Annotated in this window: 26 protein-coding genes and 1 pseudogene; 9 read left to right on the top strand and 18 right to left on the bottom strand. The window is 65.1% G+C overall.

What is annotated here, in order from left to right; genetic code table 11:
* The first annotated feature begins 239 nt into the window (after positions 1-239).
* The gene (locus AC1DXX_RS06920) at positions 240-509 is read left to right on the top strand and encodes a hypothetical protein (RefSeq protein WP_478133434.1); all 270 of its coding nucleotides are present in this window, start codon (positions 240-242) and stop codon (positions 507-509) included.
* A 120-nt stretch (positions 510-629) separates the two neighbouring features.
* The gene (locus AC1DXX_RS06915) at positions 630-1,526 is read left to right on the top strand and encodes a hypothetical protein (RefSeq protein WP_478133433.1); all 897 of its coding nucleotides are present in this window, start codon (positions 630-632) and stop codon (positions 1,524-1,526) included.
* 72 nt (positions 1,527-1,598) lie between these two features.
* Here the strand turns inward: AC1DXX_RS06915 and AC1DXX_RS06910 are convergent, their stop codons facing one another.
* A complete protein-coding gene (locus AC1DXX_RS06910) occupies positions 1,599-2,618 on the bottom strand; it encodes a patatin-like phospholipase family protein (RefSeq protein ID WP_478133432.1) in 1,020 nt (339 codons plus the stop codon).
* A 343-nt stretch (positions 2,619-2,961) separates the two neighbouring features.
* Between AC1DXX_RS06910 and AC1DXX_RS06905 the strand changes: the two genes are divergently transcribed.
* Positions 2,962-4,074, top strand: coding sequence for an acyltransferase family protein (locus tag AC1DXX_RS06905; protein WP_478133431.1), 1,113 nt, complete (start codon positions 2,962-2,964; stop codon positions 4,072-4,074).
* Between the two features lie 188 nt (positions 4,075-4,262).
* Here AC1DXX_RS06905 and AC1DXX_RS06900 read toward each other — a convergent pair whose 3' ends face one another.
* Positions 4,263-5,189 carry a LysR family transcriptional regulator gene (locus AC1DXX_RS06900; protein WP_478133430.1) on the bottom strand — a complete coding sequence of 309 codons (927 nt, stop codon included), beginning with the start codon at positions 5,187-5,189 and terminating at the stop codon, positions 4,263-4,265.
* 121 nt (positions 5,190-5,310) lie between these two features.
* Between AC1DXX_RS06900 and AC1DXX_RS06895 the strand changes: the two genes are divergently transcribed.
* A complete protein-coding gene (locus AC1DXX_RS06895; protein WP_478133429.1) occupies positions 5,311-6,258 on the top strand; it encodes an alpha/beta fold hydrolase in 948 nt (315 codons plus the stop codon).
* A 126-nt stretch (positions 6,259-6,384) separates the two neighbouring features.
* A complete protein-coding gene (locus AC1DXX_RS06890; RefSeq protein ID WP_478133428.1) occupies positions 6,385-7,176 on the top strand; it encodes an SDR family NAD(P)-dependent oxidoreductase in 792 nt (263 codons plus the stop codon).
* Between the two features lie 25 nt (positions 7,177-7,201).
* Here AC1DXX_RS06890 and AC1DXX_RS06885 read toward each other — a convergent pair whose 3' ends face one another.
* A complete protein-coding gene (locus AC1DXX_RS06885) occupies positions 7,202-7,489 on the bottom strand; it encodes an SMI1/KNR4 family protein (protein ID WP_478133427.1) in 288 nt (95 codons plus the stop codon).
* Positions 7,476-8,627 carry a serine hydrolase domain-containing protein gene (locus AC1DXX_RS06880; protein WP_478133426.1) on the bottom strand — a complete coding sequence of 384 codons (1,152 nt, stop codon included), beginning with the start codon at positions 8,625-8,627 and terminating at the stop codon, positions 7,476-7,478. The genes AC1DXX_RS06885 and AC1DXX_RS06880 overlap by 14 nt, the downstream gene beginning before the upstream one ends.
* Positions 8,628-8,821: 194 nt before the next feature.
* Between AC1DXX_RS06880 and AC1DXX_RS06875 the strand changes: the two are divergent.
* From AC1DXX_RS06875 to AC1DXX_RS06865, 3 genes and pseudogenes are all read left to right on the top strand, one after another.
* Positions 8,822-8,938: pseudogene (locus tag AC1DXX_RS06875) on the top strand (integrase); the annotation flags it as partial.
* Between the two features lie 229 nt (positions 8,939-9,167).
* Positions 9,168-9,575 carry a hypothetical protein gene (locus AC1DXX_RS06870; protein WP_478133425.1) on the top strand — a complete coding sequence of 136 codons (408 nt, stop codon included), beginning with the start codon at positions 9,168-9,170 and terminating at the stop codon, positions 9,573-9,575.
* A gap of 45 nt (positions 9,576-9,620) precedes the next feature.
* Positions 9,621-10,094 (top strand): hypothetical protein, encoded by a 474-nt coding sequence (locus tag AC1DXX_RS06865; RefSeq protein WP_478133424.1) that lies wholly within the window; start codon positions 9,621-9,623, stop codon positions 10,092-10,094.
* 171 nt (positions 10,095-10,265) lie between these two features.
* Here the strand turns inward: AC1DXX_RS06865 and AC1DXX_RS06860 are convergent, their stop codons facing one another.
* The 4 genes from AC1DXX_RS06860 to AC1DXX_RS06845 all read right to left on the bottom strand — a co-directional run bounded on the left by AC1DXX_RS06860 (position 10,266) and on the right by AC1DXX_RS06845 (position 13,982).
* Positions 10,266-11,276 (bottom strand): Bug family tripartite tricarboxylate transporter substrate binding protein, encoded by a 1,011-nt coding sequence (locus tag AC1DXX_RS06860; protein WP_478133423.1) that lies wholly within the window; start codon positions 11,274-11,276, stop codon positions 10,266-10,268.
* 111 nt (positions 11,277-11,387) lie between these two features.
* Entirely contained in the window at positions 11,388-12,593 is a 1,206-nt protein-coding gene (gene pcaF, locus AC1DXX_RS06855) for a 3-oxoadipyl-CoA thiolase (RefSeq protein ID WP_478133422.1), read from the bottom strand.
* A gap of 43 nt (positions 12,594-12,636) precedes the next feature.
* Complete coding sequence (locus AC1DXX_RS06850) at positions 12,637-13,284, bottom strand: 3-oxoacid CoA-transferase subunit B (RefSeq protein WP_478133421.1); 648 nt, start codon at positions 13,282-13,284, stop codon at positions 12,637-12,639.
* The gene (locus AC1DXX_RS06845) at positions 13,281-13,982 is read right to left on the bottom strand and encodes a 3-oxoacid CoA-transferase subunit A (protein ID WP_478133420.1); all 702 of its coding nucleotides are present in this window, start codon (positions 13,980-13,982) and stop codon (positions 13,281-13,283) included. Before AC1DXX_RS06845 ends, AC1DXX_RS06850 begins: the two co-directional genes overlap by 4 nt.
* A 92-nt stretch (positions 13,983-14,074) precedes the next feature.
* On the opposite strand from AC1DXX_RS06845, the gene AC1DXX_RS06840 reads away from it, so the two are divergent.
* Complete coding sequence (locus AC1DXX_RS06840) at positions 14,075-14,860, top strand: IclR family transcriptional regulator domain-containing protein (RefSeq protein ID WP_478133419.1); 786 nt, start codon at positions 14,075-14,077, stop codon at positions 14,858-14,860.
* 103 nt (positions 14,861-14,963) lie between these two features.
* Here the strand turns inward: AC1DXX_RS06840 and AC1DXX_RS06835 are convergent, their stop codons facing one another.
* The 10 genes from AC1DXX_RS06835 to AC1DXX_RS06790 form a co-directional block, all read right to left on the bottom strand.
* A complete protein-coding gene (locus AC1DXX_RS06835) occupies positions 14,964-15,974 on the bottom strand; it encodes a Bug family tripartite tricarboxylate transporter substrate binding protein (RefSeq protein ID WP_478133418.1) in 1,011 nt (336 codons plus the stop codon).
* Positions 15,975-16,089: 115 nt separating this feature from the next.
* Positions 16,090-17,094, bottom strand: a complete 1,005-nt coding sequence (locus AC1DXX_RS06830) for a branched-chain amino acid ABC transporter permease (RefSeq protein ID WP_478133417.1) — start codon at positions 17,092-17,094, stop codon at positions 16,090-16,092.
* Positions 17,095-17,108: 14 nt separating this feature from the next.
* Positions 17,109-17,972 (bottom strand): branched-chain amino acid ABC transporter permease, encoded by an 864-nt coding sequence (locus AC1DXX_RS06825; protein ID WP_478133416.1) that lies wholly within the window; start codon positions 17,970-17,972, stop codon positions 17,109-17,111.
* The gene (locus tag AC1DXX_RS06820) at positions 17,965-18,684 is read right to left on the bottom strand and encodes an ABC transporter ATP-binding protein (protein ID WP_478133415.1); all 720 of its coding nucleotides are present in this window, start codon (positions 18,682-18,684) and stop codon (positions 17,965-17,967) included. Before AC1DXX_RS06820 ends, AC1DXX_RS06825 begins: the two co-directional genes overlap by 8 nt.
* Before the next feature lie 145 nt (positions 18,685-18,829).
* Positions 18,830-19,549, bottom strand: a complete 720-nt coding sequence (locus AC1DXX_RS06815) for an ABC transporter ATP-binding protein (RefSeq protein WP_478133414.1) — start codon at positions 19,547-19,549, stop codon at positions 18,830-18,832.
* 1 nt (position 19,550) lies between these two features.
* Positions 19,551-20,804, bottom strand: coding sequence for an ABC transporter substrate-binding protein (locus AC1DXX_RS06810; RefSeq protein WP_478133413.1), 1,254 nt, complete (start codon positions 20,802-20,804; stop codon positions 19,551-19,553).
* Between the two features lie 51 nt (positions 20,805-20,855).
* Positions 20,856-22,319 carry an aldehyde dehydrogenase family protein gene (locus AC1DXX_RS06805; protein WP_478133477.1) on the bottom strand — a complete coding sequence of 488 codons (1,464 nt, stop codon included), beginning with the start codon at positions 22,317-22,319 and terminating at the stop codon, positions 20,856-20,858.
* A 157-nt stretch (positions 22,320-22,476) separates the two neighbouring features.
* The gene (locus AC1DXX_RS06800; RefSeq protein WP_478133412.1) at positions 22,477-23,484 is read right to left on the bottom strand and encodes a hydroxyquinol 1,2-dioxygenase; all 1,008 of its coding nucleotides are present in this window, start codon (positions 23,482-23,484) and stop codon (positions 22,477-22,479) included.
* 28 nt (positions 23,485-23,512) lie between these two features.
* Positions 23,513-24,034, bottom strand: coding sequence for a cupin domain-containing protein (locus AC1DXX_RS06795; protein WP_478133411.1), 522 nt, complete (start codon positions 24,032-24,034; stop codon positions 23,513-23,515).
* A 132-nt stretch (positions 24,035-24,166) separates the two neighbouring features.
* Positions 24,167-25,111, bottom strand: coding sequence for a LysR family transcriptional regulator (locus AC1DXX_RS06790; protein WP_478133410.1), 945 nt, complete (start codon positions 25,109-25,111; stop codon positions 24,167-24,169).
* Positions 25,112-25,183: the final 72 nt, after the last annotated feature.

Genomic DNA, 25,183 nt, shown 5'->3' with positions numbered 1-25,183 from the left:
TTCCGTTGAGGGTAAATCCCAATCGTTAGGAGGGTCCGGCAACCCATGTGCAGGCCATGCACAGGGGAAACTCCATGAGCGCCATTTCACCAGCCAGAAAACGGGCTGGGCCTGCCCATGGCACGAATCTTGAAAGATACCCCACAACAAGTGGCAGGCGCATACGTCGTACGGCTGATGGCGCCCCTTGCCAAGTACAACTAACCTGCTAATGCGATGAACACAGAGAGGCAATCCGCATGCTCACCATCCTTCAGAAAGCCAACATCCTCAGCAAGGTGGGGTTCGACGTGCCGGCCCGTCCGGACGACGATCTCTCGACCAACGCCGTCACAGGATCGACCCTGAAACCCGAGGGCATTTCCCAGAAGGCGCACGACTGGGCCAAGGCCATCGAGACCCTGTACGTCGCCTATGTGGCGGCCCGCGCCGCCAAGAGCCTGCGGGACTCCGAGGAGGTTCGGCAGAACACCATGCTGCAGGAGCTTTCTTCCAAGGCCTACGCCTGAAACCCTGCGGCAGTGCACGGGCGCTACAGGCTGGCGCTCATCGGGGGCCTCGTCGGCCGCCCCCCAGGTGATGTGCATGAAAGAACAAGAAAAAGCATGAGGTTGTCGACCCGAATCCCAGTGCTCCTGCTGACCGCGCTTCTCGGCGCAAGTGCCGTTGCACAAGACTTCCAGCAGGGGATGGTGGAGCTCAACAAGGAGCTTCAGACCCGGAATCCGTTCCCCGAGCTTTGTGCAGGCCCCGACCATCCGCAGTTCGGCCCCGACGGTCACTACTTCACGACCAACAAGGTCGCCGAACTCGCGGGTGTCAGCGCCGAGGTCAATCGGGAGATCACGCTGTTCAGCCAGGCTCCCGACGACCTGGCGCTTTCGTACTCGGCCACGGCTGTGGCCATCTGGGGCGTGGTGTGGATTCCCTACCGGCAGCGGATCGTCGAAACACTTCACTCACTGCATGGCGGCCACGAGGAGGCCGTCAAGACGAGGCGCAGGCTGCTTGCCGCGATGATCAAGGACTTCGATCTGAGCTTCAAGAACAAGGACGAGCTCTGGAAGGTCGGGTTTCTGATCCACGCGCTGGGCGACAGCTACGCGCACGTCCACGGAAAGGGCGAGACGCTGAAGTCCTACAACAAGGTTTGGGGGCACGCGTGGGACAGCGTGTTCGGCGTCAACCCGGACAACATCGCGAAGGACACGCTCGCCTTGGACAACTACCTCGCGTACGCGGAAGCACTCTACGGTGCGCTCGACAGATCGGACCCGCCCTCGACGGAGAACCGGGCGCGCTTCGATGCGTGGCTGGTGACCGTCAAGAAGGGGCAAGGGTCACCCTTTCCCGCTGTTGCCAAGTTGAAGTTCGGGACATTGCCGTGCGATGCACGCGAAGAGGCACAGAAGGTCTTGTCGATTCCCAAGGTCAATGCCTACCTCGCCGAAGTGGCGAAGGACCTCGATCCCCCTCCCGCTCAGGCCAGCATCGCGATGCCCGCCACGCCGGGGAACTCTGACTGACCCTCGGGCCCACGCCGCCGTGGCGCCCGACGCCTTCATCGCCATACGCAGCCCCCTCACGCGCATGCTCGCTCACGCCGTCCAGTTCTGCTGCACCCAACTGCGCACCGCCGCCCACTCGGGCGAGGTCTCTATGTAGTTCAGCGTCGCGCTCACCAACTCACCCACGTTCTTGTAGTCGTCCAGACCGAACGGCTGGCTCAGCGGCACATTGCCGCGCATGTAGTTGCTGCCGAGCAGTTGCTGGGCCTGGATCGCCGCCAACTCCGCGGTGGCATCCATGGTGAGATTGAGCAGCGCCGTCGCCGGCACCGCGCCATCGCTGAACGGCCACAGCCAATGCGTGACGCCCCAGTCCAGCGGATTGGACACGGAGCTGGGCGGCACGCCCACGGGATTGGCGCCGGTGCCCAGCGACAGCATCACGATGTCCGACGTGGCGGTGGCGTAGCCCTGGTAGATCGCTTCCACGATCGCCGTCATCGAGGGGTTGTTGGCGAAGGTGCCTCCGTCGGCGAAGTAGCCGAAGTCACCCACCTGGTACGGCGGGAAGTACGTCGGCGCGGCCGAGGTGGCCAGCGCGGCGTCCACCATGCTGATGCCACGGTAGGTGTTGCTCGGACCGTTGGAGATGGTGCACGGCGCCCAACTGTTGTCGCTCGCATCCCATAGTCGCGCGGAGTTGACGGCCACGAAGCGGCTCGCCGAAGACAGCGCGCCATTACCCACCAGATTCTGAGCGACTTGCTGCAAGCCGGTGTTGACGTACTGGCATCTGAAGATGCCAGGGCCGCTGCCCAGCAGTTCTTCCGTCGACTGCGCCGGCGCACGGTCCTGCTGTTTGGCCTGTGCGTCCAGCAACCAGCCGTTGGGCTCGAAGATGGTGGAGCCTTGGTTCTGGTAGAGATTGACGATGGCGTCGATGCCCACGTTGCTCACCAGGCCCAGCGAGATCAGGCCACCGGTGGAAGTGCCGGCGAAACCGTTTGCGCTTTGGACGATGCCGAAGCTTCGGTCCAGGTCCTGGATCAGCAGCGCCGTGATGACGCCGCGGATGCCGCCGCCGTCGCAGCAGAGAATCTTGAAAGACATGGCTGTGCTCCTTGCTTGAGTGGATAGATGAAAAATGCGCGCTCGCCCCCGACGTGACGGGGATGCCCGGAGGCCGACACGGGGCGCAACAGACCGAAGGCCACGCGCCATGCGATCTCTTCGTCCAGACCGACGATGGCACCAAAGAAAGCCATCATCTTGCCCATCTCCGCCCACGCCGGAAACCGAACCTGAGCACTGTGGCGCCTCTTCATGCGCCAGTCCATTTCACTCCATTACAGGCCGGTTCTGGCCAGCGCTCGATATTTTCCGGGCAGTGTGAATTCACTCAGCCACCCCTCTGACAATCCCTGCCCAACACCAACTTGTCTCGTTGATATCCATGAGTCGCCTTCCTGGTCTGGACCTGCTTCGCGMCATCGCCATCGTTTGGGTCATGTTTTTCCATTCATTCCTCGTTGGCGGGATGGGGCCAGCCTTCGAGTGGCTTTCGCGTTTTGGCTGGGCCGGCGTGGACATTTTTTTCGTACTCAGCGGCTTCTTGATCGGCACGCAGGTGCTCCGGCAGCTGCAGCGAAGCGCAGCCTTTTCAGTGCGCGACTTTTACGCGCGACGTGCTTGGCGCATCCTGCCGCCCTTTGCCGTGGTGTTGGCGCTCTATGCGTTCTTCCCGACTCTGCGCGAAGCGCCAGGGCTTCAGCCGTGGTGGCAGTTCGCTACGTTCACGATGAACTTGCTGATCGACTACGACCGCAACCAGGCGTTCTCGCACGCATGGTCCCTCTGTGTGGAGGAACACTTCTATCTCGTCTTTCCGCTTCTGGCATGGTGGCTGACGAGGCGAGCATCCGCGTCGCGATTCCTAGGCGCTTGCGCGACCGCGGTGATACTTGGCATTGCACTGCGGGGCGCAACTTGGCTGCACTATGCGGCGATCGATCCGCCGCGCAACTGGTTCATTGAGGAACTCTACTACCCCACGTGGATGCGCTTGGACGGCCTGCTAATGGGCGTGATGCTGGCAACCCTGCGGGTGTATCGGCCGCAGATTTGGACACGTCTGCAGCTACGTTCCGATGCCTTCTTGCTGGGAGGAGTGGTGGTGTGCTGCCTGGCGTTCTGGTTGTTTCGTGACCGCACGGGTCTTCTCGCCAATACGCTCGGCTGGCCATTGCTGTCATTCGGGTTCGGGCTGCTGGTGTTTGCCGGTGCAGATCGCCGTAGTCTTATCGGCCGTTGGCGAGCGCCAGGCGTGGGCTGGATTGCCACGATCTCGTACAGCCTCTATCTGAGCCACAAGATCGCTTTTCATGTCGTGCACGCGGCGGTCGCACCGTCGATGCAGGATTACGATGTACTCCTGTTTCTGACATATTCGCTCGCCGCTCTTCTGCTTGGGGCAGCTCTGCACTACCTCGTCGAGCGCCCGTTCTTGCGCTGGCGCGATCAGCGGGTAAACGCATCAAAATCCGACCCGAAGCCCGCTACGGTGTAACACGGCCAGTGTTGGATCCCGCCTCAGTTCGCGGCGCGACATGACTGCAACACCTCCAGCCTCCGATGCGACAGCCCCAGGGGTGAACCCTGGCGGGCCGTGCCGCGACGCCCGCCCGGAAGCTGCCCATCGCCACCGACCGTTGATGGCCGAGGCTGTGTGAAAACTCCGTTGGGCCACATGCCGGGTCACTCGCCAACCGCCGCCAATTCGCCTTCCTCCCGCGGCGAATCTTGAAATGCGTCGACCAGAAAGTCGACCATCACGCGCACCTTTGCACTGAGATGGCGACGGCTTGCGTAGATCGCCAGGATGTCGATGGGGGGCATGCGATAGCCGGGCATGACCTCGACCAATCGACCGGCCCGCACATCCTGGCCCACTACGAAGCTCGGCTGCCAGATGACGCCGATGCCAGCGAGTGCCGCGGCTCGAGCGGTGTGGCCGTTGTTGGCCCGCAGGGCCCAGCGCACGCGCACGGACTCCAGCGTCCCGCCGGGGCCGGCGAACTGCCACTCATCGGATGTCGCGCCGTACGTGTAGCCCAGGCACAGGTGCCGCGAAAGGTCCGCCGGGACCTTGGGCATACCATGGGTCGCAAGGTATTCGGGCGAGGCGCAGACCAGGTTCTGCGAGCGGCCCAGGCGGCGCGCGATATGGTTTCCCGACGTGGTCCGCGAGATGCGGATGGCCAGGTCGTAGCCCTCTTCGACGATGTCGACCACGCGGTCGATGAGTGCGATGTCCAGCTCGACATCGGGATATTTCGCCATGAACCTCGGCCACACAGGCGCCAGCACCAGGCTGCCGAAACTCAGCGGCGCGTTGATGCGCAGGCGCCCACGGGGCTGGAGCGACGCGGTGGTCGCCAGCGCCTCGGTCTCCGCCACTTCTTCAAGAATCGACTTCGCCCGGTCGAACAATGCTTCGCCCCCTTCGGTGAGCGACAAGCGGCGCGACGTGCGGTTGATCAGCCGCGTGCGCAAGTGGGCTTCCAGCTCGTTGACGTAGCGCGTCACGTTGGCCGGGGAGGTGTCCAGCGCGTCGGCCGCCTTGGTGAAACTGCCCCGCGCGACCACCGCGACGAACACCTCGTAAGCACGCAATCGGTCCATGGGCGTCGGCTCCAATCATTCATGAAAGCTGAATGAGTAAACCACTTTTGAGGCCTTTGTGGAAGTGAAGCTGAATCATAAATTCTCGTCACCCCAGACACCGACAGAAAAGGACCCCAGCATGACCGATACCCATCCCACCCCCACCCGCCGCGCGCTGATCGCCGGCGCAGTCGCGGTTGGCGCCGCGCTGACCATGGGCTCCACAGCGCACGCCGCACCTGTTATCGACGCGGTGCCGGGCTTCCGCGCAGGCACCGCGGAGGTGAACGGCACCCGCATCCACTACCGCATTGGCGGCACCGGGCCGGCCGTTGTGCTGCTGCACGGCTACGCCGAGACCGGGCACATGTGGAACCCGCTGATGCCGCTGCTGGCGAAAACGCACACCGTGGTCGTGCCCGACCTTCGGGGCGCCGGCAGTTCGTCGAAGCCCGAGACGGGCTACGGCAAGAAGAACATGGCCGTCGACATCCGCGAACTCGTCCGGTCGCTCGGCATCCGCAGCGCCAGCATCGTCGGCCACGACATCGGCCTGATGGTGGCCTACGCGTATGCCGCCCAGTTCCCTTCCGAGACCGACAAGGTGGTGCTCATGGACGCCTTCCTGCCCGGCATCGGCGAATGGCAAAACGTCTGGCTCCTGCGCGACCTTTGGCATTTCCATTTCCACGGTAAGACGCCGCTGGCGCTCGTGAGCGGGCGCGAACGCATCTACTTCGAGCATTTCTGGAATGACTTTGCGGCCGACCCGAAGCACTCGGTGCCCGAAGCCGATCGCCGGTTCTACGCCAAGGCCTACGCACAGCCCGGCGGCATGCGTGCCGGATTCGAATACTTCAAGGCCTTCGAGCAGGACGCGGCCGAGTTCGCCGAATTGGGCAAGACGCCGCTGCCCATGCCGATGCTGGTCCTCTCCGGTGAAAAGGCCGGCGGGACCTTCCTGATCGAGCAAGGCAAGATGGTTGCGACCAACGTGCAGGGCGTGATCGTCAAAGGTTCCGGGCACTGGCTCATGGAAGAGGCGCCAGACCAAGTCATACCGGCGTTGATCACCTTCCTGGGCTAGCGGCCAATCCAGCGGCAAATGGGGCCCGTCATCGAACGACAGGTGCCCGCCGCGTGCCGCCATCCCGATGGCACGAACAGCAGAACTCAACGGGCACAAACGCCGAACCGACCAAGGAGAATCAACATGGACCTTCAACTCAACGGCAAGCTGGCACTGGTGAGCGGCAGCACCGCCGGGATCGGGTATGCCATCGCGCGCACGCTGGCCCAGGAAGGCGCAAGCGTCATTGTCAACGGCAGGTCGCAGGCGGCGGTCGACGAGGCGGTGGATCGCATCCGCTCGGAGACGAACGGCGCGGTTCTCGGTTATGCCGCAGACCTCAGCCGGGCCGATGCCGCCGAGGAGGCCGTGCGTCGCCACCCCGGCATCGACATCCTCGTGAACAACCTGGGCATCTTCGAGGCCAAGGCTTTCGAAGATATTCCAGATGAAGATTGGCAGCGCTTCTTCGACGTCAACGTCCTGAGCGGCGTGCGCCTTGCACGCTTGGTGCTGCCGGAAATGAAGCGAGCGAATTGGGGAAGGATCATCTTCATTTCGAGCGAGAGCGCGGTGCAGATACCGACCGAGATGATTCACTACGGCATGACGAAGACCGCGCAGCTTGCCGTTTCGCGCGGGCTTGCGGAATCGGTCGCCGGTACGAACATCACGGTGAACAGCGTGCTTCCAGGCCCGACGAAATCGCGTGGCGTCGGCGACTTCGTGGAAGGCATGGCCCGATCGAGCGACAAGAGCTTCGAGCAGGTCGAGGCAGAGTTCTTCGATCACGTCCGCCCGACATCGCTGATCAAGCGCTTCGCTTCGCCGCAGGAGGTGGCCTCGCTGGTGGCCTACGTGGCAAGTCCGCTCGCGTCGGCGACCACGGGCGCAGCCCTTCGCGTCGACGGCGGTGTTGTCAAGAGTGCCTTCTGACGAAGGGCATCCACGACCAAGTGAGTCAGCTTCTTCGAAGGGCGGCATTCGAGCTCCTTCGGGATTCCCAAGGCTGCACGGAATGTCCGGTTGAATCCGCCGCCGTGGCCAGGAGCTGCATGAAACTGGCAAAGCTCTCAGCTACGTCTTCGACCGAGCCTTCTGGGTCGATGCCGTCGAACCGCACAACCGGCCACGGCTGCTCGCCCGTCAGGGCGAACGCATAGAGTTCGCCGCCACCATCGCCGCCGAAAACGAACCAGACGGTAGCTGCCTGCTGGTTAACTCGCAGGACGATACTAGAGGCAGACATCGAACGTCTCGCAAATCAGGTTGTCGAGCCCCTCGCGCAGCAGATGGAAACGGAACAACTTGTGCGGTCCCGGCAGGATCTTGTTGCTCAGCGGTTCGGCCAGCCGCAGGCCGCCATCGCTGTTGGTGAACATGATGAAGCCGTCTCCAGTTCGCGGCGATGCGATCACGAAGGCCCGGTAGTGGGGGTTGTTGCCCCAGTGCCAGATGAGGGTGTCGGCCTTGTCTTGTTCGAGGCCCCAGCCCAGTCCCCAGCTCAGATTCAGCTTCGGGCTCACCGGCACCGGGGACTCGACGATCTGTCGCAGCGAGCGTTCATCGTTGAGCAGCGCTGCGAGGAAGAGGCCGTAGTCGTGCGCGCTGGTGTAGAGCGTGAACGCGGACACCGGCGCGAGGAAAGGCCGCGGCTTCATCGGCGCGCCATCCTGGCCCACGCTTGGGACGATGTATTTCTCCAGACGCGGCTTGCTCGTGTATCCGCTGCGGGTCATGCCGAGCGGCTGGAACACCTGGCGCTTCATGAAGTCGTCGAGCTCCTCGTTCGTGACGGCCTCGACGGCACGCTGCAGCAGCACATAGCCTTCGCCCGAGTATTGCCACCGCTCGCCGGGCTTGCGGTCGAAGTCCAGAGGTCCGCCAGCCCAGTTGGGCAGACCGGAGGTGTGGTTCAGCGCCATGCGCACCGTGACCGCCTGCAGGCGCGCATCGGACACCAGATCGGCTTGCGAATCGGCAAGATGCGGTTGGAAGCGGTGCCAATACCCCTTCGGCAGGTACTTCACCACCGGCGCGTCGAGGTCCATCTTTCCTTGCTGCACCAGCATCAGCACTGCGTACGCAAACACGGGCTTGCTGAGCGAAGCGGCCTCGAAGACGCTGTCGGGCGTCGTTGGCGAGTCGGTCGTGCATCCCGGCGTCGCGTCGACGGCCTGGAGCTGGCGATCCCTGACCACCGCGATGGCGACGCTGCAGATGCCGTAGCGGGTGGCCAACTGCCGCAGCGTGTCGTGCAGCGGCGAGAGATCAGGCTCGGTGCGGCTGGCGGCGCAACCGACGCAAAGCGCCGCGATCGCGCTCCACAGCACGGCGAGTGGCGCGGTTCTCGAGCGGCGGAAGGGGACGGAAAAGTATCTGGGCATGGGTTTCAGTTAATTCGGAAGCGTCGAGAGCTGCATCGGGTCTGAGCCATCTGCCGTTCAGACCTTGACCGCTCGATATTCGACCGGCGACTGCTCGAATGTAAGTGCGGCCTCAAGGCCCTCTTGACTCCGACTGGTTGAAGGGCTCGACGATGCTCAGACGTCGAGCACGCGGCGCAATCAATGCATGGAACGGGAACCTGCGCGCGGTGCAACTGCTTCTCGGGCACTCGAAACTCGAGTCCACCGTGAGATATCTCGGCATCGAGGTCGATGACGCTCTGGAGATTTCAGAGCAGACCGAGATCTGACGTCGGCGGTCGCTCGGGGCCAAGAAGGATCCTTCTTAGCGAACGACCGACTGCTTGCAACAACAGCAGTCGTTCGAGCGCGCCAGTCGATCGACTGCGACCAGTCTGAAGTGGACAAAAACGAAGGGTAGCTATGCAGCGGAAGCGGTCTGTCGTTGGCCGAGGCTAGACTTCCGGGTTCGGCCAGGACCGGTCGTTGAGCATGGACCGCTAATTGAGGAGGAAAGAAGTGTTTGACTACACGGCCTTGAAGAAGTCACACCATTCGGCTGAGTGGTTTTGCGAAAGCGGGAACGGCGTCGGTCTCTATATCCATGGAGGAGATGACTTCTCCGATGAGAACGCAGTCACACTGGCCAAAGCTGTTGTTGCCGCGTTGAACGAGATTCAGGCCAAGGCCATCGCCGTAGCCGATTCCTTCATGAAGGACCTCGGTGATTGGTCTCTGAGCGACATTGATATCGGCTTGGAAGCTCAGAGGGCCGGCTGCGATTACATCGTCCGGCTTGCATTTGACCCGGACGACGGCTCAGACGCCTATGGATATACGCAGTTTTCCGTGCACTTTCGAGCTCACCAAGATCAGCCTTCTCCGAATCAGAACCATCCGTTTCGGCTTGCAATCGAGTTTCAGTAGCATGCCTGCAGTCGACCAAGACCGGCCTTTCTGGCGTTCTACTTCATGCCGACGAACAGCAGTCATTCCGGTGTCAGGGATGGTTCCATAGAAGATAGGGATCGAAGGATGATTCGTTTAGCTCTATTGGTACTTTCTGTTGTGATGGCATCACATGCGCACGGGATAACTCCTCTGCCCATTGACGTGCAACTCCAAGTGCGATTCGATGAAGCGTCAAAGGCGCGCATATTTCAGATCGTTGAAGCGAGCGCTAGAGACGCTGGTTTTTCGTGCACTGAGCACAGTTCGATCATCGGACAAAGAATGATGCTTGTGAACTGCAGAAAAGAGAGTGCAACCGGTGGCCGAAGCCATGGACTTGTCGCGTCAAGCGACGAAGGATCTGGGCAACTCTTAATCTCAGGATATTTTGGCGATGATAGGAAATCAATCGAGTCACTACTTGAAGCGATCCGACAGGCGTTGACTGCTCAGCCGGTGGACGAGGTGCTGATTCCAGATTTCAAGGGGCAATAGCGAGCAACTGCACGGGTTTCCTGTGCCCACTTTGAGCAAGACCCAATGTCGCAAATGGGCCCGATTGCGACGTTCGGGCGTCGCAACCTTAGGACCGCAACCAGTCTTCAACGGTCATCCACTGTCACGCCGCTTGCCAAGCAAGCGACGTGACTTACGGCCCTCCCCCGCTCAATCCAGCGAAACGTTCGCCTTCCGGATCACATCCCCAAACCGCTTCGTCTCGCTCGCCACGAACTGATCGAACTGCGGCCGTGTCGTCGGAAACGGCTCGTACCCGAAGCTCTTGAACTTCTCCAGCACATCGGGTTCGGCCAGGCCCTTCTCGATGTCGCGCTTGATCTTCTCCGTCACCGAAGCAGGCAGCCCCTTCGGCACCGCGATCGCGTTCCACCCGATCACCTCGAAGCCCTTCGGCCCACCCGATTCGCTCACGGTCGGCACGTCGGGGAACGCCGCGACGCGCGCGGGCGCGGCCGCCGCCAGGAAGCGCAGCTTGTTCGCGCGCTGCAGCGGGCCGGCGGTGGCGCTGCTGCCCAGCGCAAAGGCCAGCTCGCCGGTTGCCACCGAGGTGTAGAGCTGCGTGGTTTCCTTGTAGATCACGTGCTCCATCTGCGTGCCGGTGGCCGACTCGAAGAGTTCCGAGCCCAGGTGCACCGGGTTGCCGACGGACCACGAGCCGTAGTCGAGCTTGCCGGGGTTGGCCTTGGCATCGGCGATCAGGTCGCCGATGGTCTTGTACTTGCTGTTGGTGGCAACGGTGAAGAAGAAGTAGGTCTTGAACAGCGGCAGCAGCGCGTCGAAGTCCTTGCTGGCGTCGTAGGGCAGCTTCTTGAAGAGCGCGGGGTAGGCGGCCAGGTGCACGTTGTCGAGCACGATGATGTCGTGGCCGTCCTTGGCGCCGCGCTTGAAGGCGTCGATGGCGATGAAGCCATTGCCGCCCGGGCGGTTCTCGACCACCACGGGCTGGCCCCAGGCGCGCGAGAGCTTGTCGGCCACGAGGCGGGCCACGCCGTCCGGGCCGCCGCCGACCGGGAACGGCGTGATGATGCGCACGGGCTTGGTGGGAAAAGCCTGTTGCTGTTGTGCCCATGCGGCTGCGGGCAGCAGGCCGGCCGCGGCCAACGCAACGGCCGCCAAGCCCAGGCCGCGGCGCGATTTCGAAACGATCTTGCTGTTCATCCTCTGATCCTCTTCTCTTCCTCTTGGGTTGAAAAAAAGCCACCGGGCCGCTGTGCGGCTGCCGATGGCTGGGGTGCTGTCTTCTTGTGTGTTCTGCGTGGGTGTCAGGTGTCAGACGCGTTCGAGGATCACGGCAATGCCCTGCCCCACGCCGATGCACATGGTGCACAGCGCGTAGCGGCCGCCGCCCTTGTGCAGCTGGTTCACCGCGGTGGTGGCCAGGCGTGCGCCGCTGGCGCCGAGCGGATGGCCGAGCGCAATGGCGCCGCCGTTGATGTTCACGCGCGCATCATCGTCCTTCAGGCCGAGCAGCCGCAGCACGGCCAGGCCTTGCGCCGCGAAGGCTTCGTTGAGTTCGATGACGTCGATCTGGTCGATGGTGAGGCCGGTGAGCGCCAGCACCTTCTGCGTGGCGGGCGCGGGGCCGATGCCCATGACACGCGGCGCAACGCCGGCGGTGGCCATGCCGACCACGCGGGCGCGCGGCGTCAAGCCATGCCTGGCGGCGCTGGCTTCGTCGGCCAGCAGCAGCGCGCAGGCGCCGTCGTTCACGCCGCTGGCATTGCCTGCCGTCACGGTGCCGTCGGGGCGGACCACGCCCTTGAGCTTGGCGAGCGATTCGAGGCTGGTTTCACGCGGGTGCTCGTCCTTGTTGACGATGACGGCGTCGCCCTTTTTTTGCGGCACGCTCACGGGCACGATCTCGGCGTCGAAGAAGCCGGACTTCTGCGAGGCCACGGCGCGCAGCTGCGAGTTCAGCGCCATCAGGTCTTGCGCTTCGCGCTCGATCTTGTAGTCGGTGGCCACGTTCTCGGCCGTCTCGGGCATCGAGTCGACGCCGTACTGCGCCTTCATGAGCTTGTTGACGAAGCGCCAGCCGATGGTGGTGTCGTACACCGCGTTGTTGCGGCTGAAGGCGCTCTCGGCCTTGGGCATGACGAAGGGCGCGCGGCTCATGCTTTCCACGCCGCCGGCGATCATCAAACCGGCCTCGCCGGCGCGGATGGCGCGGGCTGCGGTGCCCACGGCATCGAGGCCCGAACCGCACAGGCGGTTGATGGTGCCGCCGCCGATTTCGAGCGGCAGGCCTGCCAGCAGCGCCGACATGCGCGCGACGTTGCGGTTGTCTTCGCCGGCCTGGTTGGCGCAGCCGTAGAGCACGTCGCTCACGGCCTGCCAGTCGACGTTCTTGTTGCGTTCCATCAGCGCGCGCAGGGGCACGGCGCCGAGGTCGTCGGTGCGCACGCTGCTGAGCGAGCCGCCGTAGCGGCCGAAGGGGGTGCGAACGGCGTCGCAGATGAAGGCTTGGTTGGTCATGGTGCGTTGTCTCTCCGTGTTGGCTTGAATGGGGTCGGGCTGCTCAGCTCGCGATGGGCAGGCCGACGAGCTTCTCGAGTTCTTCGCGGCCCAGGCCCTCGACGAGGTCGATGAGCTTCAGGCCCTGCGGCGTGCATTCGAGCGTGGCGAGGTCGGAGTACACGCGCTTGACGCAGCCGATGCCGGTCAGCGGATAGGTGCATTCCTTGACCAGCTTGCTCGCGCCCTGCTTGGTCAGCAGGTCCATCATCACCCAGGTCTGCTTCGCGCCGATGGCAAGGTCCATCGCGCCGCCGACCGCGGGAATGGCGTCTTTCTCGCCGGTGTGCCAGTTGGCAAGGTCGCCGGTGGCCGACACCTGGAACGCGCCGAGCACGCAGATGTCGAGGTGGCCGCCGCGCATCATCGCGAAGCTGTCCGAGTGGTGGAAGAACGAGCCGCCCGGCAGCAGCGTGACGGGCTGCTTGCCGGCGTTGATGAGGTCGTAGTCTTCTTCGCCGGCCTCGGGCGCGGGGCCCATGCCGAGAATGCCGTTCTCGCTTTGCAGGATGACCTCGCGGCCCAGCGGCAGGTGGTTGGCCACGAGCGTGGGCTGGCCGATGCCGAGGTTGACGACGGCGCCGTCGAAGATGTCCTGCGCCACGCGGGCGGCCAATTGGTCCTTGGTGCGACGTGTGTATGCCATGTTCATGCTGCCTTCTTGAAACCGCCAGCCTGGGTGGCAACGCGTTCGATACGCACCACCTGGTGCACGAAGATGCCCGGGGTGATGAYGCTCTCGGGGTCGAGCGTGCCGAGCTCGGCGATGTCGTGCACGGTGGCGATGGTTTTCTTCGCGGCCATGGCCATCACGGGGCCGAAGTTGCGCGCGGCCTTGCGGTAGACCAGGTTGCCCCAGCGGTCGCCGCGCTCGGCCTTGATGAGCGCCACGTCGCCGTGGATGGGGTACTCGAGCACGTACTGCTGGCCGTCGATCTCGCGGGTTTCGCGGTTGCCCGCGAGCTGCGTGCCGTAGCCCGTGGGGCAGAAGAAGGCGCCGATGCCTGCACCCGCGGCGCGGATGCGCTCGGCGAGGTTGCCCTGGGGCACGAGCTCGAGTTCGATCTTGCCGCTGCGGTAGAGCCCGTCGAACACCTGGCTGTCGGCCTGGCGCGGAAAGCTGCAGATGATCTTGCGCACACGGCCGGCCTTGAGCAGCGCCGCGAGGCCAGTCTCGCCGTTGCCCGCGTTGTTGTTGACGACGGTGAGGTCCTTGGCGCCCTGCTCGACGAGGCCGTCGATGAGTTCGCCGGGAATGCCGGCGGTGCCGAAGCCGCCGATGAGAACCGTGGCGCCGTCGGGGATGCCCGCCAGGGCATCGGCGACCGAGCGCGCGATCTTGTTGATCATGAAGCTTGTCTCCGGGGGTGAAGAAAGAAATCGAACTTGTTCGTCTAAAGAACATTTGTTCGTATAATGAATTTTAGAGAACATCACGCACCATGGCAACCCACCTGAAAAACCCCGAAACGCCCGCCCCCGGCGACAGCTACGTGCAGTCGTTCGCGCGCGGTCTGCAGGTGATCCGCTCGTTCAGCGAGAGCGCGCCGCGCCAGACGCTGAGCGAGGTGGCCGCCGGCAGCGGCCTCACGCGGGCGGGCGCGCGGCGCATCCTGCTCACGCTGCAGGCGCTGGGCTATGTGGTGACCGACGGCAAGCTCTTCACGCTCACGCCGCGCATCCTCGACCTGGGGTTTGCGTACCTGTCGTCGATGCCGATCTGGAATCGCGCGGAGCCGGTGATGGAGGCGCTGGTGCAGCAGGTGCAGGAGTCGTGCTCGGCCGCGGTGCTCGACGCGACCGACATCGTCTACGTGCTGCGCGTGCCGACGAAGAAGATCATGCACATCAGCCTGGGCGTGGGCTCGCGCCTGCCGGCCTACTGCACGTCCATGGGACGGCTGCTGCTGGCCGACCTGGACGACGACGAGGTGCGCGCCCGGCTCGAAGCCTCGAACATCGAGGCACTCACGAAGCACACGGTGACCGATGTCGATGCGCTGATGGCCAAGGTCGCGCAGGCCCGCAGGCAGCAGTGGTGCCTGGTGAACCAGGAGCTCGAAGAAGGCCTGATCTCGGTGGCCGCGCCCATCGTGAACCGCCAGGGGCGCATGGTGGCGGCGCTCAACATCACCGGGCAGGCGAACCGCACCAGCGCGAAGGTGATGCAGGAGACGATGCTGCCGGCGCTGATGGATGCCGCGAAGAAGGTCTCACAACTGCTGTAACGAGAAAGCGGCCCCACCCAGTGCACCCGCGGAACCGGCTTTGCCGGGCCGCCGGGTGCGCCCCCCAGTGGGGGGAGGCGCCGAAGGCGCTTCGGGGGGCGTCCTAGGTTTCCGAGCGGATGCCCTTCATGATGATCACGCCGCCCAGGCGCGCCGTGTCGGCGCGCATGCGCTTGGCCAGCGTGTCGGGCGAACCCGGCTGCGCCTGCCAGCCGGTCTTCAGCAGGGCCTCGCTGACGTCGGGCGTGCTGATCACCTCGACCAGCGCGGCATTGAGCCGGGCCACGGCGGCCGGCTTCATGCCCGCGGGCGCGGCCAGCGCGGTCCAGATCTCGAGGTCGGCGCCGCGCACGTCGGCGTCGCGGATCGTGGGCAGTTCGCTGGCCAGCGGGCTGCGCTCGGGCGAGGTCACGCCGATCGCCTTGATCTTGCCGGACTTCACATGCGGCATCGCGAGGCCGGGCGGCAGCAGCGCGAGCTGGATCTCGCCCGCCAGCAGGCCCGCGATCACCTGCGGGTTGCCGGTGTAGGGCTTGTGCTGCGCGGTGATGGCGGCGCGGCTCTTGAGCAGTTCCATGCCCAGGTGGCCCACGGTGCCCACGCCCGGCGTGCCGTACTTGCCGCCGCTGCCGAGGTTGCGCGTCCACAGCAGCCAGTCGGCCGCGCTCTTGCCGGTGGCGCTGCCCGACACCACGAGCACCAGCGGCGCGGTGCCGATCATGCCGACGGGTGCGAAGTCTTTCTCGGGGTCGAACGGGATCGCGGGGTTGAGCAGCTTGGCAATGGTGAGGTTGCCGTTGATCAGTGCGCCGATGGTGTGGTCGTCGGTGGCCTTGGCCACCTGGTCGGCCACGAGGTTGCCGCTGGCGCCGGGCTTGTTCTCGACCGTGACCGGCTGGCGCAGGATCTTCGACAGGGGTTCGGCAATGGCACGGGCCGCGAGGTCGGGCGATGCGCCGGCGGGAAAGCCCACGAGAATGTGGACCGGCTTGGTTGGCCATGCGTCGCCGCCGCCAGCGGCCGGGCGCTGCTGGGCCCATGCGCCCGGCGCGAACAGCGATGTGGCAACGGCTGCAGCGCCGCCTTCGAGCAAGCGGCGTTTGGTGATCGTCAAGGTGACTCCAGAGGGGTTGGGATTAGGGAAGATGCTTACGCTTCACTTACACAACGTTACATGATGACACCGCGATGCGCAAGCCCAGGTCAGGCTCGCGCAAGGTCATTCCCCTTCATCCCGACCGCGCAGGCAGCAGCTTTCGCTGCGTCGGAAACAGCGACCACCCCCAGCGCTGCTGCGCATAACCCCAGAGCCCTTGCTTGAAGAACAGCGTGACGACGATCGCGAGCAGCCCGAGCCCCAGCAGGTACCAGGTGCCGTAGTCGCTCAGGAACTTGTTGAGCGCCCAGAAGATGAGCGCGCCCACCAGCGGCCCTTCGATGCGGCCGATGCCACCGATCACCACCATGAAGATGGCGAACGCCGTCCAGTTGACGCTGAAGGCCGCGTCGGGGCTGATGCGCAGGTTGCCGACGAAATAGAGCGCGCCCGCGAGCCCCGCACCGAAGGCCGCGACCACGTACACCGCGAGCTTCATGCGCGCCACCGGAATGCCCTGCGACTCGGCGGCCACCTCGTTGTCACGGATGGCCAGCAGCGCGAGCCCGCGCTTGCTGCGCAGGAACAGGTAGACCAGCGCAATGGCCGCGACCACGCAGGCCAGCGCCATCCAGTAGGTGGTGCTTTCGCGCGTGGCCTTCTCGATGCCGCGCAGCGCGGTGAGCGTGGTGCCCGAGCCGCCGCCGACCGCCGACACGTTGGCGAAGCTGAGGCGGAACACCTCGGCGATCACCCAGGTGCCGATGGCGAAGTAGCCGCCCGACAAACGGAACGCGACGAAGGACACGGGCACGGCGATGAGCCCGGCCGCCAGCGCGCCCAACGGTACCGCCACGAAGGGGTTGAGTCCGGCGAAGTTGCCGAGCATCAGCATCACGTAGCCGCCGAAACCGAAGAAGGCCTGCTGCCCGATGCTCACCATGCCGCCGTAGCCGGCGAGCAGGTTCCACATCATCGCGAAGATGAAATAGCAGGCGATCTCGACGAACTCGCGCATCCAGCTCGACTCGCCCCAGAACGGCAGGCTGGCGGCGATCAGCACGAGCGCGATGCCGACGACGAGCGCGATGCGGCTCGCCGCGGTGGCGCGCTCGACGGCGATGAGAGGGGGAGGCATGTTCGTCATCCGCTTCATCCACGTGTCTTCGGAAAAAGGCCCTGCGGCCGCAGCACCAGCACAATCAGGAACACGATGTGCCCGGMCCAGATGCCCCAGCCCGGATCGAGCCGGAAGCCGATCTGCTGGGTGATGCCGAGGATCATCGCGCCGGCCAGCGTGCCCCAGAACGAGCCCATGCCGCCGATGATCACGGCCTCGAAGGCGAACAGCAGCAGCAAGGGTCCATCGGAGGGCGAGACCGTCGTGCGCATGCCCTGCAGTGCGCCCGCAATGGCGATCAGCACGAAGGCGATGGCGGTCGCGAAGGCGTAGACCTTCTTCGCGTCGAGGCCCATGAGCTCGGCGATCTCGCGGTCGTCGGACACGGCGCGGAACGAGCGGCCCAGCGCCGTGCGCGCGAAGAGCCATTGCAGCGCGCCGGTCGCAACGAGCGCGACGGCCAGCACGATCAGCGGCAGCACCCCGAGCGAGATCGCATCGCCCAGCGCCACGCCCTGCGTGTTGAGCCCGCCGGTCTCGATGGCGCGCGGGTCGGCCGAGAACAGTTCGAGCAGCAGGTTCTGGATGACGATCGAGAGGCCGAAGGTGACGACGAGCGAAGGCAGCGGGTCTTTGCCCAGCGTGCCGTTGAGCACGTAGCGCTGCAGTGCATAGCCGAACGCGAAGGCCGCGGGCAGCACCGCGAGTGCCACGGGCCACGCCATGCCGTCGCCCGCCAGCGAAACGCCCGCGATGACCGCGAACGCGCCCAGGATGATGAAGTCGCCCTGCGCGGTGTTGGTGAGCCGCATGACGCCGAACATCAGCGACTGGCCGAGCGCGAACAGCGTGTAGAGGCCGCCGAGCAGCACGCCTTGAATGACCGTCTCAAGCATGGGCGGCCTCGATGCCGAAGTAGGCCTGCGAGATCTGCTCGCGCGTGAGGTCGCCGGATTTCCCTTCGAGCGACACGCGGCCTTCCTGGAAGCAGTAGATACGCTGCGAGACCTGCCGCGCCATGGTCACGTCCTGCTCGACGATGACTACGGTCATGCCCTCGCCCGTGATGGTGGGCATGGCCGCATAGATCTCGCGGATGACGATCGGTGCAAGGCCGAGCGAGAGCTCGTCGCACAGCAGCACCTCGGGGTTGCTCATGAGCGCGCGGCCGAGCGCGACCATCTGCTGCTGGCCGCCCGACAGCGACGTGCCCGGCTGGTGGCGCTTCTCGGCGAGGATGGGGAACAGGGCATACAGGCGCTGCAGGTTCCACGGGCCCTTGCGGGCCGCGGTGGCGCCCATGAGCAGGTTTTCTTCGACGCTCAGGCTCGGGAAGAGGCGGCGGCCTTCGGGAACCATCGCGAGGCCGCGCCGCACGATCTCGCCGGGAGGGAGCCCGCCGATGGGTTCACCCTTGAACTGAATCGCGTCGCGCGGGGCGCGGACCAGGCCGGTCAGGCTCTTGAGGAATGTGGATTTGCCCGCGCCGTTGGCGCCGATGATGGCGACGAGCTCGCCCGGGGCCAGCGAGAAGTCGATGCCGAACAAGGCCTGGGCGTCGCCGTAGAAGGCCTTGAGGGCGTGGGTAGTGAGCAGCGGCGAGTTCATCTGTCTTGCTCCCTCTCCCTCTGGGAGAGGGTTGGGGTGAGGGCAAGCGGCGATGGCAAGGCACGCGGCGATTGACAGGCCGATGCCCTCACCCTGGCCCTCTCCCAGAGGGAGAGGGGACAAATCCGAAGACAAGGCAGCGCGCTCATGCTTCCATCCCCATGTACACCCGCCGCACCTCCGGATCGCTCATCACCGCCCGCGGCTCCCCTTCCGCCAGCTTCTGCCCGAAGTTGATGACGAACAACCGATCCGCCAGCGACAGCAGCGCATGCACCACATGCTCGATCCAGATCATGGTCACGCCGCGCGCCTTGATGCGCTTGAGTTCATCGACCAGCACCACGGCCTCGGGCTCGGTGAGTCCACCGGCAATCTCGTCGAGCAGCAGCAGTTGCGGCCTGGTGGCCAGCGCACGGGCCAGCTCGAGCCGCTTGCGGTCGAGCAGCGTGAGCCCGCCCGCCGGCTTGTTCGCGCGCGGCATCAGGCCCGTCTGCTCCAGCACCTCGTGCGCTGTCCGCCAGGCCTCGCGCTCGGTCTGCTGCCCACCGAAGCAGGCAGCGGTAACGAGGTTCTCGAACACGCTCATGTTCCCGAAGGGCTGCGGCACCTGGTAGCTGCGCCCGATGCCCGCGTGGCAGCGCTGGTGCGGCCGCAGCCGCGTCACGTCGCGCCCCGCGTATTCCACGCGCCCCGCATCGACGCGCACATCGCCCGAGATCAGGTTGAACAACGTGGTCTTCCCCGCCCCGTTGGGACCGAGGATGCCCAGCGTCTCGCCTTCGGCCACCGCGAGCGTGATGTCGTCGGTGACCTTGAGCGCGCCGTAGGACTTGCTCACGGCATGCAGTGCCAGCAGTGCCATGTCAGAGCAGCCGCAGCGTGCCGCCGGCCGGGATGCTCTTCGCCGCCTCGTTGTTCACGATGGTCAGCTCGACCTTGTACTTCTTGCCCTTGCCCCACTGCCCGAGCACCAGCGGCGTCTTGCTGACGTTCTTGAACGGGCCCTGCCCGCCCCACTTCACCGGGCCGACCACCGAGTTGATGGAGGTCGACGCGACCGCATCGCGCACATCCGACGCCTTCAGCGACTTCGACCGCGACAGGGCATCGGCCGCCACTTCGAACAGCGCATGCGCGAAGCCGATGGGCTGCGTCCACTGCTTCTTCGCGCCGGCCTCGTAGGCATCGGCCAGCGCCTTCGCGCTCTGCTGCGTGAGGCTCGAGGTGAACGGGTGCGAGGGGCTCCACCACACCTCGGTCGACAGGCCATCGCCCAGGTCGCCCAGCGCCTCGATCGCGCCGGGGAACAGCAGCGCCTTGCCCAGCGTGATGACCTTGGGCTTGAAGCCCTGCTGCCGCGCCTGCGTGAGAAAGGTCTTGGCATCGGGCGGAATCACAACGCCGGTGACGATCTCGACCCCCTCTTTCTTGAAGGCCGCGATCTGCGCGCTGAAGTCCTGCGTGCCGTTCTGGAAGCGGCCGGGGTCGGTGAGCGTGAAGCCCATCTGCGCCAGCGGCTTGGGAAAGCCCAGCTCCTTGTCGCCCCAGGCGTTGCCGTCGCCGTCGTTCGGGAACAGGCCGCCGACCTTCTTGTTGGTGGCGAGCGTCTTCCAGCCGTTGGTGAAGTTGGCGATGACGTCCTCGAGCCCCCAGAACAGGTGGTACGTCCAGTTGAAGCCCTTGGCCGGGTCGCCCTTGCGGCCGAAGAACCAGGGCTGCCATGGCACCACGCTGGAGATGCAGGGCACCTCGTTGAGTTCGCAGGCATCGCTCACCGGGTTGGCGGTTTCGGGCGTGCCGGCGGTAAGCACCAACGCGACCTTGTCTTTCAGGATCAGGTCGTTCGCCACCTCGCCCGCGCGGTTGGGGTTCGACTGGCTGTCCTTCAGCACGATCTGCACCGCGTACTTTTTTCCGCCGATGCCGATGCCGTCCTTGAAGGCGCTCTTCATCTGCTCGATCACCCACTTGTCGGCCTCGCCGAAGGGCGCGAGCGGGCCGGTCTGCGGCGAGACGTAGCCGATCTTGAGCGTGTCGGCGGCGAACACCAGCGGTGCCGCGCCCGAGGCCACGAGCGCGGCGGTGGCCTGCGTGAACTGTCTGCGATTGAATGTCATGGTTGTCTCCGTCTCTTGTGTTTGTGGTGCCGCCCGGCCGGGACTCGTCGATCAACGCGCGAAGTGCGGCGGTATCTGCGCGTCGACGTTCACCCACACGCTCTTCACCTGCGTGTATTCGCGCATCGCGTCGAAACCCATCTCGCGGCCGTAGCCGCTCTGGCCGACGCCGCCGAAGGGCGAGCCGGGGTTCACGCGCTTGTAGCTGTTGATCCAGACCATGCCGGCGTGCAGGTCGCGCGCCACCTTGTGGGCGCGTTGCAGGTCGCGGGTCCACAGGCCGCTGCCGAGGCCGTAGTCGGTGCCGTTGGCGATCTGCATCGCCTCTTCGTCGGTCTTGAAGGTGAGCACGGTGACGAAGGGGCCGAACACCTCCTCCTGCGCCACGCGGTCCTTGTACGACTTCGCGCGCATCACGGTGGGCTCCACGTAGCAGCCCCTGGCGAGATCGCCGCCGGGGGAATTGCCGCCCGCGAGCAACTCACCGCCCTCGCCTTGCGCGACCTCGACATAGCTCAGCACGCGCTCGCGGTGCTGGGCGCTGGTGAGCGGCCCCATCTCGGTGTTCTCGTCGAGCGGGTTGCCGAGACGGATCGACTTGGCGAGCGGAATGAACTGCTCGAGAAAGGCATCGGCGATGTTCTCGTGCAGCATCAGCCGCGAACCCGCGATGCAGGCCTGCCCCTGGTTGTGGAAGATGGCCCACGCGCTGCCGTTGACGGCCGCCTGCAGGTTCGCATCGTCGAACACGATGTTCGGGCCCTTCCCGCCGAGCTCGAGCTGCACCTTCTTCAGGTTGCCGGCGCTGGCCTGCACGATGCGCCGCCCCGTCGCCGTGCTGCCGGTGAAGGCGATCTTCGCGATCTCCGGGTGCTCCGCGATGTACTGGCCCGCAACACCACCGAGGCCGGGCAGCATGTTGACCACGCCCGGTGGCAGGCCCGCCTCGGCCATCAGCTCGGCAATGCGCAGCGACGAGAGCGGCGTGATCTCGGCCGGCTTCATCACGATGCAGTTGCCGGCGGCGAGCGCGGGCGCCATCTTCCAGCTCGTGAACATGAGCGGGAAGTTCCATGGCACCACCTGGCCGACGATGCCGACGGGCTCGCGCAGCGTGTAGTTGAGAAAGCCCTCTTCGACCGGGATGGTCTCGCCCTGGAACTTGTCGGCCATGCCGCCGAAGTAGCGGAAGCACGCCGCCGTGCGCGGCACGTCGAGCCGGCGCGAGTCGCGGATGGGATGGCCGGTGTCGAGCGATTCGAGGCGGGCGAGTTCTTCGGCGTTGGCCTCGATCAGGTCGGCGAGCCTGAGCAGGATGCGGCCGCGGTCGGCGGCGGCCATGCGGCTCCATCTGGGGAAGGCGCGCTTCGCGGCGGCGACGGCCTTGTCGACGTCGGCCTTGCCTGCGAGCGCGACATCGACGATGGGCGTGTTGTCGTGCGGGTTCAGCGTGGCGAGGGTCTCGCCGGATTCGGCGTCGACGAAGCGGCCGTCGATGAAGAGCTGGTGGCGGATGGGCGTGCGCAGGCCTGCCGCGGCGGCAATGTCAGTGGGCTTCATGTTTTTGCATTCCTCCCTCTCCCCTTGGGGAGAGGGTTGGGGTGAGGGGGCGGCGGTGGCACGAACACCACCCTCACCCCAGCCCTCTCCCGCTCGCGGGAGAGGGAGCCATTCAGAACTCGACCGGAATCTCCGGGCTCTCGCCCTTCTGGATCTCGTACACCAGGCTCGGCGAACCGTTCTCCCACACCAGCAGCATCGAGCGCTTGGGGCTGAAGCCCTGGTGGCGGCAGTAGGCGGGCATGGCGGCCATGTCGCCGGCCTTCATGATCACGCGGGCCATGGGACGGCCGGTGTTCTTGTCGCCGCAGTCCCAGTGGATCTCGTCGGTCATCTGGAAGAACCACTCGACGCGGTCGTTGCCGTGGATGATCGGCAGGATGTGCTCCTCGGTCGTCGGGCACATGTAGCTGTGCTTCACCACCGAGGTGAAGCTCGGGTTCCAGGTCACCTGCGAGCGGCTCAAAAAGCCGAAGAGGTTGAAGGCATGCACCTCGTTCTCGAAGCCGGGCTCGGGGTGCAGTTCGGGCTCGGCCTGCGGCACGTCGGCAAAGGCGCGATTGACCGGCGCGCCGCGTGCGTCGCTGCGCAGGTCGAGGTCGCCCTTCAGGCCCACGCAGCGCTTGGCCAGTTCGCGCGCCCTGGTGATCTTGGCGGTGTTGTTGCCCTTCTTGCGGCCGTAGGGCGAGCCGGTTTCCTGCGGCGCGGCAAAAGGGTCGAAGGCCTCGTTGGTCCAGTCGTCGAGCATGGCCTCGAAGGTGGCGCGGATCTGCGCGGTCGGGAAGTTCTCGAGCAGGTCGATGCCCGCGTCCTTCATCGTGCCGTTGAAGCTGCCGGCGTAGAGGTCGACCGACTCGTAGTGGTTGACGGTGCCGACCACATCGTCGAAGTTGACCCAGCCGTAGAAGAAGCCCCAGGCCACGTCGCGCATCAGCGCGCGCAGGTAGCTGCCGGCATCCATGGTGTGGCTCATGGGGCGACCGTCGCGGGTCTTCCAGCCGATGTGAACGAAATACTCGTCGCGGCGAAAGCTGAAAGTGCCGAGCGAGAAGTCCTTGTAGCCGAGCGTGGCGTCGGGCTGCGACGCGATCACCTTGGCGAGTTCAGCGGGTGCGTTCATGGTGTGTGGCTCCTGGATGGGTGTGCGTTCAATGCGACTGGCAGATGTCGGCCCACTTCTCGACCGAGAGATCGCCCTTGCAGCTCTGCAGCACGATCACGCCCGGATCGCCGGCGCTTCGGAATTGGTAGGCGGTGTTCTTCGGCAGCAGGCCCTGGTGGCCGCGCGAGAGCTTCATCCAGCCCATCTTCTTGCCCTTGGGTTCGCCCTTCACGAGGACGGCGCCGTTCTTCTCCTTGTCAGCCACCGTCTGGCCGGCGTCGAGCTGCACGAGGTGCACCTCGACATCACCGTCCATCACGAGCGCGAATTCGTCGTGCGCGCAGGTGAACCACGGCGAGGTGCCCTCGGCGCGCAGCGCCTCGAGCACGTAGATCTGGTTCTGCCCGAACACGACCTTCTCGTACGGCTTGCTGATGCTCGCGATCTCGAAGCAGTTGGAAAACGCGTAGTGGCGCACGTCGTCGGCGATGGGCTCGACGTGACCCTTCTCGAAGTGCTTGAGTGAACCGAAGCGGGTCTTGTAGGCGGTCGCAGTGGTGGCTGTCATGGCTTGTCTCCTGTGATGAGTGAACTCTAGGAGCCAACCGACGCCGCCGGTAGGGAGCAGTTTGGAAGAGGATTGTTCGGAGTCTCCGAATAATCGCTGGGGTTTACCCGCTCGCGCGGCCGTGTTCGAGCATTATTCGATCAGCTCCGCCGGGATCATTCCGCGCTCGATCAGCGTGGCGTCCCAGGGCGGCACGCGCGTGAATCGCGTGGCGATGTGCTCGATGAAGAGTCGCAGCTTGAGCGCATTGCGCGAGGTGCCCGCGTACACCGCACTCAGCGAGAACGACGACAGCTGGTGCTCGGCGAGCACCACGCGCAATTCGCCGCTCGCAATGGCATCGCCCGCCACCAGCGTCGGCAGGCAGACGATGCCCGCATGCTCCAGCGCATATTCGCGCAGCAGATGCACGCTGTTGGTCAAGAGCGCGGCCGCGAGATAGATCGTGGTCTGCTCACCCTTGTGATGAAAGGTCCAGCGGTCGCGCGTGGGATAGCCCGAGTACAGGCCCAGCTTGTGGCGATGCAGCTCGCGCGGCGTGGCCGGCGTGCCGTGCGCTTCGAGGTAGGCGGGCGTGGCGCAAAGCAGCCGCCGCACCGGAAACAACGGCCGCGACACCAGCTCCTGCGAGGCCGCGGGAAAGATCTGCAACGCGCAATCGACGCCGGCCTTGACCGGGTCGACCACCGCATCGCTCACGATCAGCTCGAGGCGGATGTCCGGGTAGGTGGTGTGGAACTCGTGCAGCAGCGAGGCGAAATGGCCGAGCACCATGCCCGTCAACGCATGGACGCGCAACGTGCCCGAGGGCGTGCCGCGTGCGTCGCGCATCTGGTCGACGATGTCATTGGCGCGGCCCACCAGTTCGGTGCAGTCGCGCAGGAAGGCCTGGCCCATGTCGCTGAGCCGGACCACGCGAGTGCTGCGATGGAACAGCGGTGCGCCGAGAAACTCTTCCAGCTGCTTGACGCGCGTCGTGACCACCGAATTGGCCACCCGCAACTGGCGCGCCGCCTCCGCAAAACTCTGGGTCTGCGCGACACGAACGAAAGTTTCAATGCTTTGAAGGCGGTCCACCGCGGCACTGTACTGCGCGGGCCTGCTTTTCGTGTCGGAAGGTTACGCCCCCATTTACAATCCCTGCCGCAT

The sequence above is a fragment of the Variovorax sp. P4_B10 genome (assembly GCF_056402375.1).
The sequence above is the reverse complement of the archived record's forward strand: the minus strand, read 5'-3'. Positions and strand labels throughout refer to the sequence as shown.

Coding starts and splice junctions, on each gene's coding strand:
- AC1DXX_RS06920 (WP_478133434.1), top strand. CDS start 240: ATGCTCACCATCCTTCAGAAAGCCAACATCCTCAGCAAGGTGGGGTTC.
- AC1DXX_RS06910 (WP_478133432.1), bottom strand. CDS start 2,618: ATGTCTTTCAAGATTCTCTGCTGCGACGGCGGCGGCATCCGCGGCGTC.
- AC1DXX_RS06900 (WP_478133430.1), bottom strand. CDS start 5,189: ATGGACCGATTGCGTGCTTACGAGGTGTTCGTCGCGGTGGTCGCGCGG.
- AC1DXX_RS06895 (WP_478133429.1), top strand. CDS start 5,311: ATGACCGATACCCATCCCACCCCCACCCGCCGCGCGCTGATCGCCGGC.
- AC1DXX_RS06890 (WP_478133428.1), top strand. CDS start 6,385: ATGGACCTTCAACTCAACGGCAAGCTGGCACTGGTGAGCGGCAGCACC.
- AC1DXX_RS06885 (WP_478133427.1), bottom strand. CDS start 7,489: ATGTCTGCCTCTAGTATCGTCCTGCGAGTTAACCAGCAGGCAGCTACC.
- AC1DXX_RS06880 (WP_478133426.1), bottom strand. CDS start 8,627: ATGCCCAGATACTTTTCCGTCCCCTTCCGCCGCTCGAGAACCGCGCCA.
- AC1DXX_RS06865 (WP_478133424.1), top strand. CDS start 9,621: ATGCCGACGAACAGCAGTCATTCCGGTGTCAGGGATGGTTCCATAGAA.
- AC1DXX_RS06860 (WP_478133423.1), bottom strand. CDS start 11,276: ATGAACAGCAAGATCGTTTCGAAATCGCGCCGCGGCCTGGGCTTGGCG.
- pcaF (WP_478133422.1), bottom strand. CDS start 12,593: ATGACCAACCAAGCCTTCATCTGCGACGCCGTTCGCACCCCCTTCGGC.
- AC1DXX_RS06850 (WP_478133421.1), bottom strand. CDS start 13,284: ATGAACATGGCATACACACGTCGCACCAAGGACCAATTGGCCGCCCGC.
- AC1DXX_RS06840 (WP_478133419.1), top strand. CDS start 14,075: ATGGCAACCCACCTGAAAAACCCCGAAACGCCCGCCCCCGGCGACAGC.
- AC1DXX_RS06830 (WP_478133417.1), bottom strand. CDS start 17,094: ATGCCTCCCCCTCTCATCGCCGTCGAGCGCGCCACCGCGGCGAGCCGC.
- AC1DXX_RS06820 (WP_478133415.1), bottom strand. CDS start 18,684: ATGAACTCGCCGCTGCTCACTACCCACGCCCTCAAGGCCTTCTACGGC.
- AC1DXX_RS06815 (WP_478133414.1), bottom strand. CDS start 19,549: ATGGCACTGCTGGCACTGCATGCCGTGAGCAAGTCCTACGGCGCGCTC.
- AC1DXX_RS06810 (WP_478133413.1), bottom strand. CDS start 20,804: ATGACATTCAATCGCAGACAGTTCACGCAGGCCACCGCCGCGCTCGTG.
- AC1DXX_RS06800 (WP_478133412.1), bottom strand. CDS start 23,484: ATGAACGCACCCGCTGAACTCGCCAAGGTGATCGCGTCGCAGCCCGAC.
- AC1DXX_RS06795 (WP_478133411.1), bottom strand. CDS start 24,034: ATGACAGCCACCACTGCGACCGCCTACAAGACCCGCTTCGGTTCACTC.